Origin of the sequence: Staphylococcus sp. LKG3-1 (genome assembly GCF_048568385.1) — a bacterium.
Lineage (GTDB): Bacteria > Bacillota > Bacilli > Staphylococcales > Staphylococcaceae > Staphylococcus > Staphylococcus saprophyticus.
Genome location: NZ_CP183796.1, coordinates 2,224,396 through 2,241,359, shown reverse-complemented (window position 1 = coordinate 2,241,359; position 16,964 = coordinate 2,224,396). Strand labels below are relative to the sequence as shown.

Below are 16,964 nucleotides of genomic sequence, written 5' to 3'. Positions count from 1 at the left end.
CGCAACCTCCTAATTTATATGTTCTCTTAATATATCTGCTCTTTTTTCATTAACAGTTCTATCATCTTCATCATCTAATAAAAATGGTGATTGTATCGCAACCATCAGTTCATTAAACTTGAAGTCTTCTAATTCAATGTATTCTAAATCAATACCCAGTTTGACCTCACTTAATCTTAGTGAAGCTTCCTCCATAGATATCAGTCTACTATATTTTAATATACCTAACGAACGATACACTCTATCTAATGTTTCAGTATAGTTATGTCGGTTTAAGCGTTCACGAATCTGCATTTCTTCATTAATAATTTGTTGAACGACTTCTGATAAACTTTCAATGATGTCTTCTTCAGTTTTTCCTAATGTAAGTTGATTTGAAATTTGATAGATATGACCATAAACTTGCGAACCTTCTCCATAAATGCCCCTAATTGTAAAACCGAAACGATTGATTGTTTGTGCAATTCGATTCATTCGTTTCATAATCGTTAGGCCTGGTAAATGCAACATAACACTTGCTCGCATGCCTGTACCAATGTTTGTTGGACAAGTTGTTAAATAGCCTAAAGTTTCATCAAAACTTACATCTAATTCACTGTCTAGTTTATCGTCAATCTCTGAAGCTTTTTCATATAATGAAGATAAAGATAAATCATTTCCCATCGCTTGAATACGCAAATGGTCTTCTTCATTTACCATAATGCTTAACGATTCATCCTCGTTCAGTAGCACTGCCGATGCAGGTTGTCTGATTAATTCTGGACTAATAAGATGTTTCGCGACAAGTTTATATTTACTTTGCTGATCCATTGCGTCTAATCGTTGGACAGCTAAATCGGGAAGCGCATCTTGTACTTCATTAATAATTCTAAAACCATCTTGTTCAGACGGAAACATGAGTGGGTGCACATGGTTTTCAAGATTTCGTGCTAAACGAATCCTTGATGACATAACGATGGGACTTTCTTCTCTATCTCTCATCCATTCACTCATATATGCACTAATATCATTTTTACTCATCATGTTTCACCTCGCTGTCCTCTTTTAATGCCTTGATTTCATCACGAACAACGGCAGCTTCTTCAAAATTTTGCTCTTCTATCAATTGATTTAGATAAGAAGATTTTTCCTCAATTTGTTTTTTTAAAGCCAATTTTCTATGTGAAGATCTCGGTGTTTTTCCAATGTGCTCAATTTGACCACCTTGTACGCGTCGTACAATATCGACTATGTCATCTTTAAATGTCGCATAGCAGTCTGCACAACCAAATTTACCAACATGTGCAATATCTTTTAATGTCATATGGCAAGTTGGACAGCGTTTCTCTTCTTTAAAAGCAATTTCATCAAAATCGATACCATGTTTAGCAGCTAGATGTTGCAAGATTTGTTTGACTACAAACGCACCTTCGATATCATCTTGGGCTTGGATTTGTTGATTTTGTGTCCAAGGATTACCGCCTTGTGCACACGTGGAACATACCCATTTTTCATTTATACCATCTTGCCCTTTCACTGCCAATTTCACTTCTGCTTCATTCAAATGACAATTTTCGCATAGCACGACGCAACACCTCGCTTTAATAATAATTTATAACATGTAACAATCTTTTAATTATATTTGCTCGGATAATATCTCTAGATAGTATATCCATCTTCAATGTTTCTCTATCTATTACAGCGTATATCATTTTTGCTTCTCGCTCATTAATATATGATTTATCTAACAAACCATCCACAATGTAATATGCCTGTTGCTGTGAAATAGATGGCCCTACTAATTGAAGTAAGTGATTAATGTAACCTGTTTCGTCTCTATTTTCAATTTTAGTGATTCGAATGTAACCACCGCCACCTCTTTTACTTTCAATTTCATAGCCATGTTCATTTGTGAAACGTGTTTTGATTACATAATTAAGCTGAGAAGGCACACAGTCAAAGCGCTGCGCAATATTGGTTCGTTGAATTTCAACAACGTCTTCATTGGTGTCTTCAAATAATTTTTTAATGTATTGTTCTATGATGTCGGACATGTTGTGCATGATTATCACCTCTTTTGACCTTCTTTGACTATATTATATGACCAACTTTGACCTTTTTCAACCAATATGTTTTAAAATTTTTAAATTAAACATGTAAGTGCTATCAATTTTATTGTATTATAGAAGTTAAGAAAATTTAAAAGGGATGAATAACTTATGCATATAATTATCGGTTTAATTGGGATAGTAGTGTTTCTTGCATTAGCGTTTCTATTTAGCTCAGATAGAAAAAATATCCGATGGCAATATATCGGACTATTGTTAGTCATACAACTTGTATTCGCATTTATTTTACTTAAAACGAAATTCGGTATCACAGTCATTGGCGGCATATCAGATGGCTTTAACTATTTATTAGCAAAAGCAGCAGAAGGTGTAAACTTTGTCTTTGGTGGTTTTGAATTTGTAGATCCAAAGAACCCTCCATTCTTCTTTAATGTATTATTACCAATCGTATTTATTTCTGCATTAATTGGTATTTTACAATATACGAAAATCCTACCATGGATTATTAATGTACTTGGTTTAGCTATTTCTAAAATAAATGGTATGGGTCGTTTAGAATCTTACAATGCTGTTGCGGCAGCCATTTTAGGACAATCTGAAGTGTTTATTTCATTAAAGAAAGAATTAGCTCATATACCTAAACAACGCCTTTATACTTTGACGGCTTCAGCGATGTCTACAGTATCAGCTTCCATTATTGGTGCCTATTTCACCTTAATCGAGCCACGTTACGTTGTTACGGCAGTCGTATTGAACTTATTTGGCGGTTTCATTATCGCTTCTATCATTAATCCTTATAAAGTAGATGCCAAAGAGGATAAACTAATCGTTCAAGAAAGTGAAGCAGTGAAGCAATCTTTCTTCGAAATGTTAGGCGAGTATATTTTAGACGGTTTTAAAGTAGCAGTTATTGTAGGAGCAATGTTAATTGGTTACATAGCAATTATCGCGTTACTTAACGGTCTTGTCAGTGCAATATTCACTGGTATTTCTGGAGGTAGCATTACTTGGGACTTCCAAACACTTATCGGTTTCGTATTTGCACCATTTGCCTTCTTAGTTGGTGTTCCTTGGAACGATGCTGTACAAGCTGGTTCTATTATGGCGACAAAATTATTATCTAACGAGTTCGTTGCCATGCAAAGCTTAAGCCAAGTGAAAGATATGAGTGAACATGCGAAAGGTGTTATTTCAGTCTTCGTCGTTTCATTTGCGAACTTCAGTTCAATCGGTATCATCTCAGGCGCTATCAAATCATTGAACAATGAAAAAGGTGACATGGTTGCACGTTTCGGATTAAAACTATTATTCGGTGCAACTTTAGTTTCATTTATTTCAGCAGCTATTGCAGGATTCTTTATCTAATTTAAACATAAAAGCAGTCATGTATATTTAAAATACATGACTGCTTTTTACTATATTTATTTTTAAACTTTTTCAGTAAGTGTCGGTTTGACAATTGCTTCAATAAAATACTGTGTCACTCTATAATCATCTGTCAATTCAGGATGGAATGATACACCTAAATAACGTCCTTCTTGAACGGCAACAATTTTATCACCAACTGTACTAAGTACATCAACATCACCATGTGTCGCTTCAATATGAGGTGCTCTGATAAATACGCCTTCGATATCTTCCGCAATGCCTTTTACATCTAATTCACTTTCAAAACTATCTACTTGTCGTCCAAATGAATTTCTTTGAACTGTGATATCGAGTTTATCTAAGTAGCCATCTTCCCCAGAAATCTGTTTAGCCATTACAATAAGACCTGCACATGTGCCAAACATTGGTAATGTTGATTGCTGTAAGGCTTCTTTGAAACCATATAAATTCATTAATCTACGCAATGTTGTGGATTCTCCACCAGGTAAGATCAGACCATCAATCTCTTCTAATTGTTCAATTCGCTTAATTGCAACGCCTTCGTGACCGCTTAATTCTATGTGATGTATATGCTCTCTGACTGCACCTTGAAGTGCTAATACACCAATTTTCATATTACCAACCACGCTCTTGCATACGTTCTTCTAAAGACAGGTCATTGATATCTAAACCTTTCATCGCTATACCTAGCTCTTTTGCTAAACGACCAATTAATTCATAATCTTGATAATGTGTTGTTGCTTGAACAATGGCTTTTGCAAATTTTTCTGGATCTTCAGATTTAAAAATACCTGATCCTACAAACACACCATCTGCGCCTAATTCCATCATTAAAGCGGCATCTTGAGGTGTCGCAACACCACCTGCTGCAAAATTAACTACTGGTAATTTACCATTTTCTTTAATATTTTTTAATACTTCATATGGCGCACCAATATTTTTAGCTTCTGTCATAATCTCATCGTCATTCATAACAGTTAAACGACTTACTTCAGAATTAACTTGTCTCATATGTCTTACTGCTTCCACAATATTACCAGTACCAGGTTCACCTTTCGTACGTAACATCGCTGCACCCTCACCAATACGACGAGCTGCTTCACCTAAATTACGACATCCACAGACAAATGGTACTGTAAATGTATCTTTTCTTAAATGATATTCTTCATCAGCAGGTGTTAATACTTCAGACTCATCGATATAATCTACACCCATAGACTCAAGTACACGTGCCTCCGTAATATGACCGATACGTCCTTTCGCCATGACTGGTATTGAAACAGCATTCATTACTTCCTCTACAATTTTTGGATTAGCCATACGCGCTACGCCACCTGCTGCTCTAATGTCAGATGGTACACGTTCTAACGCCATGACAGCAACCGCTCCTGCTTCTTCCGCAATTTTAGCTTGCTCTGCATTTACAACGTCCATAATGACGCCGCCTTTTTGCATTTCTGCCATGCCTCTTTTAACTCTCTCTGATCCAGTAACTTTAGACATATCTGTATTACCCCTTTACTTAGTTGATTAAATTCATTTTAAGAGATAAACTGGTATTTAAAAAGGTACAATTCCAAAATAATTTAAGGGGTCAGATTTTATGGAAAAACGACATCTATATATAGAATTATATGAAAACTTGAAGCAACAAATTATAGAAGGACAATATCAATCTGGTGATAAATTTCCTTCTAAACGTGCCCTTGGCCAACATTTATCCGTAAGTAATACAACAATCGAGCACGCGTATCAATTTTTATTAGATGAAGGCTATATATATTCCAAACCACGTTCTGGTTATTTCGTTTCAGATATTGAAACATTACCTATCATTAAAAGAAATCATAGTCAGTTAAATGGACCATCTTTAGACATGATTTCTAACAATCGTCATAATGACCAATCATATCAATATGCTTTTAATCTATCTGAAATTGATGCCGAATACTTTCCCATGCTGCAATTTAGAAAGTATGCACGTGATGTCTTTGAAGATGATCAACTCGGTTTACTACAACACACAAATCCCAAAGGAGAGTGGTCATTGCGTCAAGAAATCGCTCATTACCTTTTTAACAGTCGTGGTGTTACTTGTCATCCAGAGCAAATTATCATTGGTTCCTCAACAGAACAGCTTATTAATTTGCTCACAGATATGTTAAGTAAAGAACAGTTTATTATTGAAAACCCAAGTTACCCACCAATCAAACAAGTACTCGATAAGAAGCAAATCCCTTATCTTCAGACACCTGTTAATAAAACAGGGATTGACTTAAACTATTTTAGCCAAACCAATAATAATATTGCCTATGTCACACCGTCTCACCAGTTCCCTACAGGCTACGTAATGAATTTAAAAAAAAGAACCCAACTTATAAATTGGGCACATCAAAATGAATATAGATATATTATTGAAGATGACTACGATTCCGAATTTCGTTACTTCGGAAAACCAATACCTGCGTTACAGAGTTTAGATACCAAAGACAAAGTGATCTATATAAGTACATTTTCTAAATCCCTTTTCCCAAGTTGTAGAATAGCTTATTTAGTTTTACCAAAAAAATTGTTAGCACAATATGAACATTTAAAAAACAAAGAAGGTAACACCGTACCTGCACATTTACAAAAAATAGTAGCTAATTTTATGGAATCAGGTAGTTTCGAAAGGCATCTTAACAAAATGAGAAAAGTATATAGCAGAAAACTAAAATTCATTCTAGAAAAACTAAAACCGTATGAAGATCAATTACAAATAGATGGTGCACTTGCTGGCATGCACTTCACTTTAACTGTAAAAAACGGCTATTCAATGGATCAGTGCCTTAAAAACGCTGCAAACAACCAATTGAAAATTCTACCTTTTTATCACTATGATAAAAACCAAACATCTGTGAAATTTATTTTAGGTTTTGGAGGGATACCCTTTTCAGAATTAAATGATCATACCAACGCATTAATAAATAGTCTATGTCTATAATATGATTATTAATTTTTTATTGCTCAAATTTCCCTAACATTTTTTTCACCATTTCGATAAAGTGTTACTTTTCAATTTATTGAAATTAGTAACACTTATGCAAGTGCTTTAGCACTTGTTTATTCGAAATTAACTTGTAGCTCGCTTCGTCTTTTGCTCAGTTCGTCAGCTTCAAACGCTTTCTCATAATAGCTTATTTTAGGTTTTTCAGTTCTTCGAACTGGAAGTTAAGCTTTTTTAACATAAAAAAAGAGACCCGCTTGGGTCTCTGATTGCCTGGCAACGTCCTACTCTTGCGGAACGTAAGTCCGACTACCATCGGCGCTAAGGAGCTTAACTTCTGTGTTCGGCATGGGAACAGGTGTGACCTCCTTGCCATTGTCACCAGACAATGAAATGTATGAAATTATACATTCAAAACTAGATAGTAAGTAAAATATGATTCAACCAAACAAAACATTTAAAATTTGATTAAGTCTTCGATCGATTAGTATTCGTCAGCTGCACATATCGCTATGCTTCCACCTCGAACCTATTAACCTCATCATCTTTGAGGGATCTTATAACCGAAGTTGGGAAATCTCATCTTGAGGGGGGCTTCATGCTTAGATGCTTTCAGCACTTATCCCGTCCATACATAGCTACCCAGCGATGCCGTTGGCACGACAACTGGTACACCAGAGGTATGTCCATCCCGGTCCTCTCGTACTAAGGACAGCTCCTCTCAAATTTCCTACGCCCACGACGGATAGGGACCGAACTGTCTCACGACGTTCTGAACCCAGCTCGCGTACCGCTTTAATGGGCGAACAGCCCAACCCTTGGGACCGACTACAGCCCCAGGATGCGATGAGCCGACATCGAGGTGCCAAACCTCCCCGTCGATGTGAACTCTTGGGGGAGATAAGCCTGTTATCCCCGGGGTAGCTTTTATCCGTTGAGCGATGGCCCTTCCATGCGGAACCACCGGATCACTAAGTCCGTCTTTCGACCCTGCTCGACTTGTAAGTCTCGCAGTCAAGCTTCCTTATGCCTTTACACTCTATGAATGATTTCCAACCATTCTGAGGAAACCTTTGAGCGCCTCCGTTACTCTTTAGGAGGCGACCGCCCCAGTCAAACTGCCCATCTGACACTGTCTCCCACCATGATAAATGGTGCGGGTTAGAAATCCAACACAGCGAGGGTAGTATCCCACCAACGCCTCCACGTAAGCTAGCGCTCACGTATCTCAGGCTCCTACCTATCCTGTACAAGCTGTGCCGAATTTCAATATCAGACTACAGTAAAGCTCCACGGGGTCTTTCCGTCCTGTCGCGGGTAACCTGCATCTTCACAGGTACTATGATTTCACCGAGTCTCTCGTTGAGACAGTGCCCAAATCGTTACGCCTTTCGTGCGGGTCGGAACTTACCCGACAAGGAATTTCGCTACCTTAGGACCGTTATAGTTACGGCCGCCGTTTACTGGGGCTTCGATTCGTAGCTTCGCAGAAGCTAACCACTCCTCTTAACCTTCCAGCACCGGGCAGGCGTCAGCCCCTATACATCACCTTACGGTTTAGCAGAGACCTGTGTTTTTGATAAACAGTCGCTTGGGCCTATTCACTGCGGCTCTCCTGGGCGTTAACCCTAAAGAGCACCCCTTCTCCCGAAGTTACGGGGTCATTTTGCCGAGTTCCTTAACGAGAGTTCGCTCGCTCACCTTAGAATTCTCATCTTGACTACCTGTGTCGGTTTGCGGTACGGGCACCACAATTCTAGCTAGAGGCTTTTCTTGGCAGTGTGAAATCAACGACTCGAGGAAACAATTTCCTCTCCCCATCACAGCTCAATCTTAAGAGTGCCGGATTTGCCTAACACTCAATCTCACTGCTTGGACGTACAATCCAATCGTACGCTTCGCCTATCCTACTGCGTCCCCCCATCGCTTAAAACGAATAATGGTGGTACAGGAATATCAACCTGTTATCCATCGCCTACGCCTATCGGCCTCAGCTTAGGACCCGACTAACCCAGAGCGGACGAGCCTTCCTCTGGAAACCTTAGTCAATCGGTGGACGGGATTCTCACCCGTCTTTCGCTACTCACACCGGCATTCTCACTTCTAAGCGCTCCACATGTCCTTGCGATCATGCTTCAACGCCCTTAGAACGCTCTCCTACCATTGTCCTTACGGACAATCCACAGCTTCGGTAATATGTTTAGCCCCGGTACATTTTCGGCGCAGTGTCACTCGACTAGTGAGCTATTACGCACTCTTTAAATGATGGCTGCTTCTAAGCCAACATCCTAGTTGTCTGGGCAACGCCACATCCTTTTCCACTTAACATATATTTTGGGACCTTAGCTGGTGGTCTGGGCTGTTTCCCTTTCGAACACGGACCTTATCACCCGCGTTCTGACTCCCAAGTTAAATTGATTGGCATTCGGAGTTTGTCTGAATTCGGTAACCCGATAAGGGCCCCTCGTCCAAACAGTGCTCTACCTCCAATAATCATCACTTGAGGCTAGCCCTAAAGCTATTTCGGAGAGAACCAGCTATCTCCAGGTTCGATTGGAATTTCTCCGCTACCCACAACTCATCCGCTCACTTTTCAACGTAAGTCGGTTCGGTCCTCCATTCAGTGTTACCTGAACTTCAACCTGGTCATGGGTAGATCACCTGGTTTCGGGTCTACGACCAAATACTCAACGCCCTATTCAGACTCGCTTTCGCTACGGCTCCACATTCACTGCTTAACCTTGCATCAAATCGTAACTCGCCGGTTCATTCTACAAAAGGCACGCCATCACCCATTAACGGGCTCTGACTACTTGTAAGCACACGGTTTCAAGTTCTATTTCACTCCCCTTCCGGGGTACTTTTCACCTTTCCCTCACGGTACTGGTTCACTATCGGTCACTAGAGAGTATTTAGCCTTGGGAGATGGTCCTCCCAGATTCCGACGGAATTTCTCGTGTTCCGTCGTACTCAGGATCCACTCAAGAGTGAACAAACTTTCGACTACAGGATTATTACCTTCTTTGATTCATCTTTCCAGATGATTCGTCTAGTCTGTTCTTTTGTAACTCCGTATAGAGTGTCCTACAACCCCAACAAGCAAGCTCGTTGGTTTGGGCTCTTCCCGTTTCGCTCGCCGCTACTCAGGGAATCGATTTTTCTTTCTCTTCCTGCGGGTACTAAGATGTTTCAGTTCTCCGCGTCTGCCTTCAGATATGCTATGTATTCACATATCGATAACACGACATAACTCGTGCTGGGTTTCCCCATTCGGAAATCTCTGGATCAAAGCTTACTTACAGCTCCCCAAAGCATATCGTCGTTAGTAACGTCCTTCGTCGGCTTCTAGTGCCAAGGCATCCACCGTGCGCCCTTAATAACTTAATCTTTTTTGACTTTCAACACGAACAAGTCGGTTGAAAACCCAAAATGTTATTAATCTGTGAGTGTTCTTTCGAACACTAGCGATTATTTCTTTTTGAATTCAAAGCTTGTTAAAAAACTCTAATTCACTCGGTTTTGCATGGTAAAATCATAAATTTTACTTACTTATCTAGTTTTCAATGTACAAAAAATGGTGGGCCTAAGTGGACTCGAACCACCGACCTCACGCTTATCAGGCGTGCGCTCTAACCAGCTGAGCTATAGGCCCATTTATTTTTGAATACTCCAATGAGCATTCAAAACTGAATACAATATGTCAATGTTATTCCTGCATCTTCGTAAGAAGATGTTCCGAATATATCCTTAGAAAGGAGGTGATCCAGCCGCACCTTCCGATACGGCTACCTTGTTACGACTTCACCCCAATCATTTGTCCCACCTTCGACGGCTAGCTCCATAAATGGTTACTCCACCGGCTTCGGGTGTTACAAACTCTCGTGGTGTGACGGGCGGTGTGTACAAGACCCGGGAACGTATTCACCGTAGCATGCTGATCTACGATTACTAGCGATTCCAGCTTCATGTAGTCGAGTTGCAGACTACAATCCGAACTGAGAACAACTTTATGGGATTTGCATGACCTCGCGGTTTAGCTGCCCTTTGTATTGTCCATTGTAGCACGTGTGTAGCCCAAATCATAAGGGGCATGATGATTTGACGTCATCCCCACCTTCCTCCGGTTTGTCACCGGCAGTCAACCTAGAGTGCCCAACTTAATGATGGCAACTAAGCTTAAGGGTTGCGCTCGTTGCGGGACTTAACCCAACATCTCACGACACGAGCTGACGACAACCATGCACCACCTGTCACTTTGTCCCCCGAAGGGGAAGGCTCTATCTCTAGAGTTTTCAAAGGATGTCAAGATTTGGTAAGGTTCTTCGCGTTGCTTCGAATTAAACCACATGCTCCACCGCTTGTGCGGGTCCCCGTCAATTCCTTTGAGTTTCAACCTTGCGGTCGTACTCCCCAGGCGGAGTGCTTAATGCGTTAGCTGCAGCACTAAGGGGCGGAAACCCCCTAACACTTAGCACTCATCGTTTACGGCGTGGACTACCAGGGTATCTAATCCTGTTTGATCCCCACGCTTTCGCACATCAGCGTCAGTTACAGACCAGAAAGTCGCCTTCGCCACTGGTGTTCCTCCATATCTCTGCGCATTTCACCGCTACACATGGAATTCCACTTTCCTCTTCTGCACTCAAGTTTCCCAGTTTCCAATGACCCTCCACGGTTGAGCCGTGGGCTTTCACATCAGACTTAAGAAACCGCCTACGCGCGCTTTACGCCCAATAATTCCGGATAACGCTTGCCACCTACGTATTACCGCGGCTGCTGGCACGTAGTTAGCCGTGGCTTTCTGATTAGGTACCGTCAAGACATGCACAGTTACTTACACGTTTGTTCTTCCCTAATAACAGAGTTTTACGAGCCGAAACCCTTCATCACTCACGCGGCGTTGCTCCGTCAGGCTTTCGCCCATTGCGGAAGATTCCCTACTGCTGCCTCCCGTAGGAGTCTGGACCGTGTCTCAGTTCCAGTGTGGCCGATCACCCTCTCAGGTCGGCTACGTATCGTCGCCTTGGTAAGCCGTTACCTTACCAACTAGCTAATACGGCGCGGGTCCATCTATAAGTGATAGCAAAACCATCTTTCACTTTAGAACCATGCGGTTCCAAATGTTATCCGGTATTAGCTCCGGTTTCCCGAAGTTATCCCAGTCTTATAGGTAGGTTACCCACGTGTTACTCACCCGTCCGCCGCTAACGTCAAAGGAGCAAGCTCCTTATCTGTTCGCTCGACTTGCATGTATTAGGCACGCCGCCAGCGTTCATCCTGAGCCAGGATCAAACTCTCCATAAATGAATTATGATGTTTGATTAGCTCATAAAATACTAATTTGTGTTATCTCTAACACTTGTTTTGAACCAACAATTTAATGTTGCGTTCGGAATTAACGTTGACATATTGCAATTCAGTTTTCAATGTTCATTTCTTCAATCACAAGAATTAATTTTACTCGCTTTGACTTATAAAGTCAAGAACTTTTTCAAATTTATTTTGTTAAAACTTCCATAAAAAAACGACCCAAAGGTCAAAATGGAATTGCCTGGCAACGTCCTACTCTTGCGGAACGTAAGTCCGACTACCATCGGCGCTAAGGAGCTTAACTTCTGTGTTCGGCATGGGAACAGGTGTGACCTCCTTGCCATTGTCACCAGACAATGAAATGTATGAAATTATACATTCAAAACTAGATAGTAAGTAAAATATGATTCAACCAAACAAAACATTTAAAATTTGATTAAGTCTTCGATCGATTAGTATTCGTCAGCTGCACATATCGCTATGCTTCCACCTCGAACCTATTAACCTCATCATCTTTGAGGGATCTTATAACCGAAGTTGGGAAATCTCATCTTGAGGGGGGCTTCATGCTTAGATGCTTTCAGCACTTATCCCGTCCATACATAGCTACCCAGCGATGCCGTTGGCACGACAACTGGTACACCAGAGGTATGTCCATCCCGGTCCTCTCGTACTAAGGACAGCTCCTCTCAAATTTCCTACGCCCACGACGGATAGGGACCGAACTGTCTCACGACGTTCTGAACCCAGCTCGCGTACCGCTTTAATGGGCGAACAGCCCAACCCTTGGGACCGACTACAGCCCCAGGATGCGATGAGCCGACATCGAGGTGCCAAACCTCCCCGTCGATGTGAACTCTTGGGGGAGATAAGCCTGTTATCCCCGGGGTAGCTTTTATCCGTTGAGCGATGGCCCTTCCATGCGGAACCACCGGATCACTAAGTCCGTCTTTCGACCCTGCTCGACTTGTAAGTCTCGCAGTCAAGCTTCCTTATGCCTTTACACTCTATGAATGATTTCCAACCATTCTGAGGAAACCTTTGAGCGCCTCCGTTACTCTTTAGGAGGCGACCGCCCCAGTCAAACTGCCCATCTGACACTGTCTCCCACCATGATAAATGGTGCGGGTTAGAAATCCAACACAGCGAGGGTAGTATCCCACCAACGCCTCCACGTAAGCTAGCGCTCACGTATCTCAGGCTCCTACCTATCCTGTACAAGCTGTGCCGAATTTCAATATCAGACTACAGTAAAGCTCCACGGGGTCTTTCCGTCCTGTCGCGGGTAACCTGCATCTTCACAGGTACTATGATTTCACCGAGTCTCTCGTTGAGACAGTGCCCAAATCGTTACGCCTTTCGTGCGGGTCGGAACTTACCCGACAAGGAATTTCGCTACCTTAGGACCGTTATAGTTACGGCCGCCGTTTACTGGGGCTTCGATTCGTAGCTTCGCAGAAGCTAACCACTCCTCTTAACCTTCCAGCACCGGGCAGGCGTCAGCCCCTATACATCACCTTACGGTTTAGCAGAGACCTGTGTTTTTGATAAACAGTCGCTTGGGCCTATTCACTGCGGCTCTCCTGGGCGTTAACCCTAAAGAGCACCCCTTCTCCCGAAGTTACGGGGTCATTTTGCCGAGTTCCTTAACGAGAGTTCGCTCGCTCACCTTAGAATTCTCATCTTGACTACCTGTGTCGGTTTGCGGTACGGGCACCACAATTCTAGCTAGAGGCTTTTCTTGGCAGTGTGAAATCAACGACTCGAGGAAACAATTTCCTCTCCCCATCACAGCTCAATCTTAAGAGTGCCGGATTTGCCTAACACTCAATCTCACTGCTTGGACGTACAATCCAATCGTACGCTTCGCCTATCCTACTGCGTCCCCCCATCGCTTAAAACGAATAATGGTGGTACAGGAATATCAACCTGTTATCCATCGCCTACGCCTATCGGCCTCAGCTTAGGACCCGACTAACCCAGAGCGGACGAGCCTTCCTCTGGAAACCTTAGTCAATCGGTGGACGGGATTCTCACCCGTCTTTCGCTACTCACACCGGCATTCTCACTTCTAAGCGCTCCACATGTCCTTGCGATCATGCTTCAACGCCCTTAGAACGCTCTCCTACCATTGTCCTTACGGACAATCCACAGCTTCGGTAATATGTTTAGCCCCGGTACATTTTCGGCGCAGTGTCACTCGACTAGTGAGCTATTACGCACTCTTTAAATGATGGCTGCTTCTAAGCCAACATCCTAGTTGTCTGGGCAACGCCACATCCTTTTCCACTTAACATATATTTTGGGACCTTAGCTGGTGGTCTGGGCTGTTTCCCTTTCGAACACGGACCTTATCACCCGCGTTCTGACTCCCAAGTTAAATTGATTGGCATTCGGAGTTTGTCTGAATTCGGTAACCCGATAAGGGCCCCTCGTCCAAACAGTGCTCTACCTCCAATAATCATCACTTGAGGCTAGCCCTAAAGCTATTTCGGAGAGAACCAGCTATCTCCAGGTTCGATTGGAATTTCTCCGCTACCCACAACTCATCCGCTCACTTTTCAACGTAAGTCGGTTCGGTCCTCCATTCAGTGTTACCTGAACTTCAACCTGGTCATGGGTAGATCACCTGGTTTCGGGTCTACGACCAAATACTCAACGCCCTATTCAGACTCGCTTTCGCTACGGCTCCACATTCACTGCTTAACCTTGCATCAAATCGTAACTCGCCGGTTCATTCTACAAAAGGCACGCCATCACCCATTAACGGGCTCTGACTACTTGTAAGCACACGGTTTCAAGTTCTATTTCACTCCCCTTCCGGGGTACTTTTCACCTTTCCCTCACGGTACTGGTTCACTATCGGTCACTAGAGAGTATTTAGCCTTGGGAGATGGTCCTCCCAGATTCCGACGGAATTTCTCGTGTTCCGTCGTACTCAGGATCCACTCAAGAGTGAACAAACTTTCGACTACAGGATTATTACCTTCTTTGATTCATCTTTCCAGATGATTCGTCTAGTCTGTTCTTTTGTAACTCCGTATAGAGTGTCCTACAACCCCAACAAGCAAGCTCGTTGGTTTGGGCTCTTCCCGTTTCGCTCGCCGCTACTCAGGGAATCGATTTTTCTTTCTCTTCCTGCGGGTACTAAGATGTTTCAGTTCTCCGCGTCTGCCTTCAGATATGCTATGTATTCACATATCGATAACACGACATAACTCGTGCTGGGTTTCCCCATTCGGAAATCTCTGGATCAAAGCTTACTTACAGCTCCCCAAAGCATATCGTCGTTAGTAACGTCCTTCGTCGGCTTCTAGTGCCAAGGCATCCACCGTGCGCCCTTAATAACTTAATCTTTTTTGACTTTCAACACGAACAAGTCGGTTGAAAACCCAAAATGTTATTAATCTGTGAGTGTTCTTTCGAACACTAGCGATTATTTCTTTTTGAATTCAAAGCTTGTTAAAAAACTCTAATTCACTCGGTTTTGCTTGGTAAAATCATAAATTTTACTTACTTATCTAGTTTTCAATGTACAAAATAATGCAATGAATACTCCAATGAGCATTCAAAACTGAATACAATATGTCAATGTTATTCCTGCATCTTCGTAAGAAGATGTTCCGAATATATCCTTAGAAAGGAGGTGATCCAGCCGCACCTTCCGATACGGCTACCTTGTTACGACTTCACCCCAATCATTTGTCCCACCTTCGACGGCTAGCTCCATAAATGGTTACTCCACCGGCTTCGGGTGTTACAAACTCTCGTGGTGTGACGGGCGGTGTGTACAAGACCCGGGAACGTATTCACCGTAGCATGCTGATCTACGATTACTAGCGATTCCAGCTTCATGTAGTCGAGTTGCAGACTACAATCCGAACTGAGAACAACTTTATGGGATTTGCATGACCTCGCGGTTTAGCTGCCCTTTGTATTGTCCATTGTAGCACGTGTGTAGCCCAAATCATAAGGGGCATGATGATTTGACGTCATCCCCACCTTCCTCCGGTTTGTCACCGGCAGTCAACCTAGAGTGCCCAACTTAATGATGGCAACTAAGCTTAAGGGTTGCGCTCGTTGCGGGACTTAACCCAACATCTCACGACACGAGCTGACGACAACCATGCACCACCTGTCACTTTGTCCCCCGAAGGGGAAGGCTCTATCTCTAGAGTTTTCAAAGGATGTCAAGATTTGGTAAGGTTCTTCGCGTTGCTTCGAATTAAACCACATGCTCCACCGCTTGTGCGGGTCCCCGTCAATTCCTTTGAGTTTCAACCTTGCGGTCGTACTCCCCAGGCGGAGTGCTTAATGCGTTAGCTGCAGCACTAAGGGGCGGAAACCCCCTAACACTTAGCACTCATCGTTTACGGCGTGGACTACCAGGGTATCTAATCCTGTTTGATCCCCACGCTTTCGCACATCAGCGTCAGTTACAGACCAGAAAGTCGCCTTCGCCACTGGTGTTCCTCCATATCTCTGCGCATTTCACCGCTACACATGGAATTCCACTTTCCTCTTCTGCACTCAAGTTTCCCAGTTTCCAATGACCCTCCACGGTTGAGCCGTGGGCTTTCACATCAGACTTAAGAAACCGCCTACGCGCGCTTTACGCCCAATAATTCCGGATAACGCTTGCCACCTACGTATTACCGCGGCTGCTGGCACGTAGTTAGCCGTGGCTTTCTGATTAGGTACCGTCAAGACATGCACAGTTACTTACACGTTTGTTCTTCCCTAATAACAGAGTTTTACGAGCCGAAACCCTTCATCACTCACGCGGCGTTGCTCCGTCAGGCTTTCGCCCATTGCGGAAGATTCCCTACTGCTGCCTCCCGTAGGAGTCTGGACCGTGTCTCAGTTCCAGTGTGGCCGATCACCCTCTCAGGTCGGCTACGTATCGTCGCCTTGGTAAGCCGTTACCTTACCAACTAGCTAATACGGCGCGGGTCCATCTATAAGTGATAGCAAAACCATCTTTCACTTTAGAACCATGCGGTTCCAAATGTTATCCGGTATTAGCTCCGGTTTCCCGAAGTTATCCCAGTCTTATAGGTAGGTTACCCACGTGTTACTCACCCGTCCGCCGCTAACGTCAAAGGAGCAAGCTCCTTATCTGTTCGCTCGACTTGCATGTATTAGGCACGCCGCCAGCGTTCATCCTGAGCCAGGATCAAACTCTCCATAAATGAATTATGATGTTTGATTAGCTCATAAAATACTAATTT

General features: G+C 42.9%; 7 protein-coding genes, 1 tRNA gene and 6 rRNA genes. 2 read left to right on the top strand and 12 right to left on the bottom strand.

What is annotated here, in order from left to right:
• Nucleotides 1–9 precede the first annotated feature (9 nt).
• Genes ACM595_RS11070 through ACM595_RS11060 form a run of 3 tightly spaced genes read right to left on the bottom strand, consistent with a single transcriptional unit; the run spans nucleotide 10 to nucleotide 2,042 of the window.
• The gene (locus ACM595_RS11070; RefSeq protein ID WP_069819507.1) at nucleotides 10–1,020 is read right to left on the bottom strand and encodes a protein arginine kinase; all 1,011 of its coding nucleotides are present in this window, start codon (nucleotides 1,018–1,020) and stop codon (nucleotides 10–12) included.
• The gene (locus tag ACM595_RS11065; RefSeq protein WP_011303853.1) at nucleotides 1,013–1,564 is read right to left on the bottom strand and encodes a UvrB/UvrC motif-containing protein; all 552 of its coding nucleotides are present in this window, start codon (nucleotides 1,562–1,564) and stop codon (nucleotides 1,013–1,015) included. The genes ACM595_RS11070 and ACM595_RS11065 overlap by 8 nt, the downstream gene beginning before the upstream one ends.
• A gap of 16 nt (nucleotides 1,565–1,580) precedes the next feature.
• A complete protein-coding gene (locus ACM595_RS11060; protein ID WP_002484181.1) occupies nucleotides 1,581–2,042 on the bottom strand; it encodes a CtsR family transcriptional regulator in 462 nt (153 codons plus the stop codon).
• A gap of 156 nt (nucleotides 2,043–2,198) precedes the next feature.
• Between ACM595_RS11060 and ACM595_RS11055 the strand changes: the two genes are divergently transcribed.
• Nucleotides 2,199–3,413: a NupC/NupG family nucleoside CNT transporter gene (locus tag ACM595_RS11055; protein WP_037539112.1), complete on the top strand. Its 1,215-nt coding sequence runs from the start codon at nucleotides 2,199–2,201 to the stop codon at nucleotides 3,411–3,413.
• Nucleotides 3,414–3,475: 62 nt separating this feature from the next.
• On the opposite strand, the gene pdxT is transcribed toward ACM595_RS11055, so the two are convergent.
• Both pdxT and pdxS read right to left on the bottom strand, forming a co-directional pair.
• Nucleotides 3,476–4,051 carry a pyridoxal 5'-phosphate synthase glutaminase subunit PdxT gene (gene pdxT / locus ACM595_RS11050; protein WP_011303856.1) on the bottom strand — a complete coding sequence of 192 codons (576 nt, stop codon included), beginning with the start codon at nucleotides 4,049–4,051 and terminating at the stop codon, nucleotides 3,476–3,478.
• Between the two features lies 1 nt (nucleotide 4,052).
• A complete protein-coding gene (gene pdxS / locus ACM595_RS11045; RefSeq protein WP_011303857.1) occupies nucleotides 4,053–4,940 on the bottom strand; it encodes a pyridoxal 5'-phosphate synthase lyase subunit PdxS in 888 nt (295 codons plus the stop codon).
• A gap of 100 nt (nucleotides 4,941–5,040) precedes the next feature.
• Here pdxS and ACM595_RS11040 point away from each other — a divergent pair, with 100 nt between their 5' ends.
• Nucleotides 5,041–6,420 carry a PLP-dependent aminotransferase family protein gene (locus tag ACM595_RS11040; RefSeq protein ID WP_075340143.1) on the top strand — a complete coding sequence of 460 codons (1,380 nt, stop codon included), beginning with the start codon at nucleotides 5,041–5,043 and terminating at the stop codon, nucleotides 6,418–6,420.
• A gap of 274 nt (nucleotides 6,421–6,694) precedes the next feature.
• On the opposite strand, the gene rrf (ACM595_RS11035) is transcribed toward ACM595_RS11040, so the two are convergent.
• The 7 genes from rrf (ACM595_RS11035) to ACM595_RS11005 all read right to left on the bottom strand — a co-directional run bounded on the left by rrf (ACM595_RS11035) (nucleotide 6,695) and on the right by ACM595_RS11005 (nucleotide 16,925).
• Nucleotides 6,695–6,809, bottom strand: a 5S ribosomal RNA gene (gene rrf, locus ACM595_RS11035).
• A gap of 78 nt (nucleotides 6,810–6,887) precedes the next feature.
• Nucleotides 6,888–9,810 (bottom strand): 23S ribosomal RNA (locus ACM595_RS11030).
• Nucleotides 9,811–9,998: 188 nt separating this feature from the next.
• Nucleotides 9,999–10,075, bottom strand: a tRNA-Ile gene (locus ACM595_RS11025).
• A 99-nt stretch (nucleotides 10,076–10,174) separates the two neighbouring features.
• Nucleotides 10,175–11,727 (bottom strand): 16S ribosomal RNA (locus ACM595_RS11020).
• Between the two features lie 245 nt (nucleotides 11,728–11,972).
• Nucleotides 11,973–12,087: ribosomal RNA gene (rrf, locus tag ACM595_RS11015) — 5S ribosomal RNA — on the bottom strand.
• A gap of 78 nt (nucleotides 12,088–12,165) precedes the next feature.
• Nucleotides 12,166–15,088: ribosomal RNA gene (locus tag ACM595_RS11010) — 23S ribosomal RNA — on the bottom strand.
• Between the two features lie 284 nt (nucleotides 15,089–15,372).
• Nucleotides 15,373–16,925, bottom strand: a 16S ribosomal RNA gene (locus ACM595_RS11005).
• The 16S, 23S and 5S rRNA genes sit together here with 1 tRNA gene alongside, the layout of an rRNA operon.
• Nucleotides 16,926–16,964 lie beyond the last annotated feature (39 nt).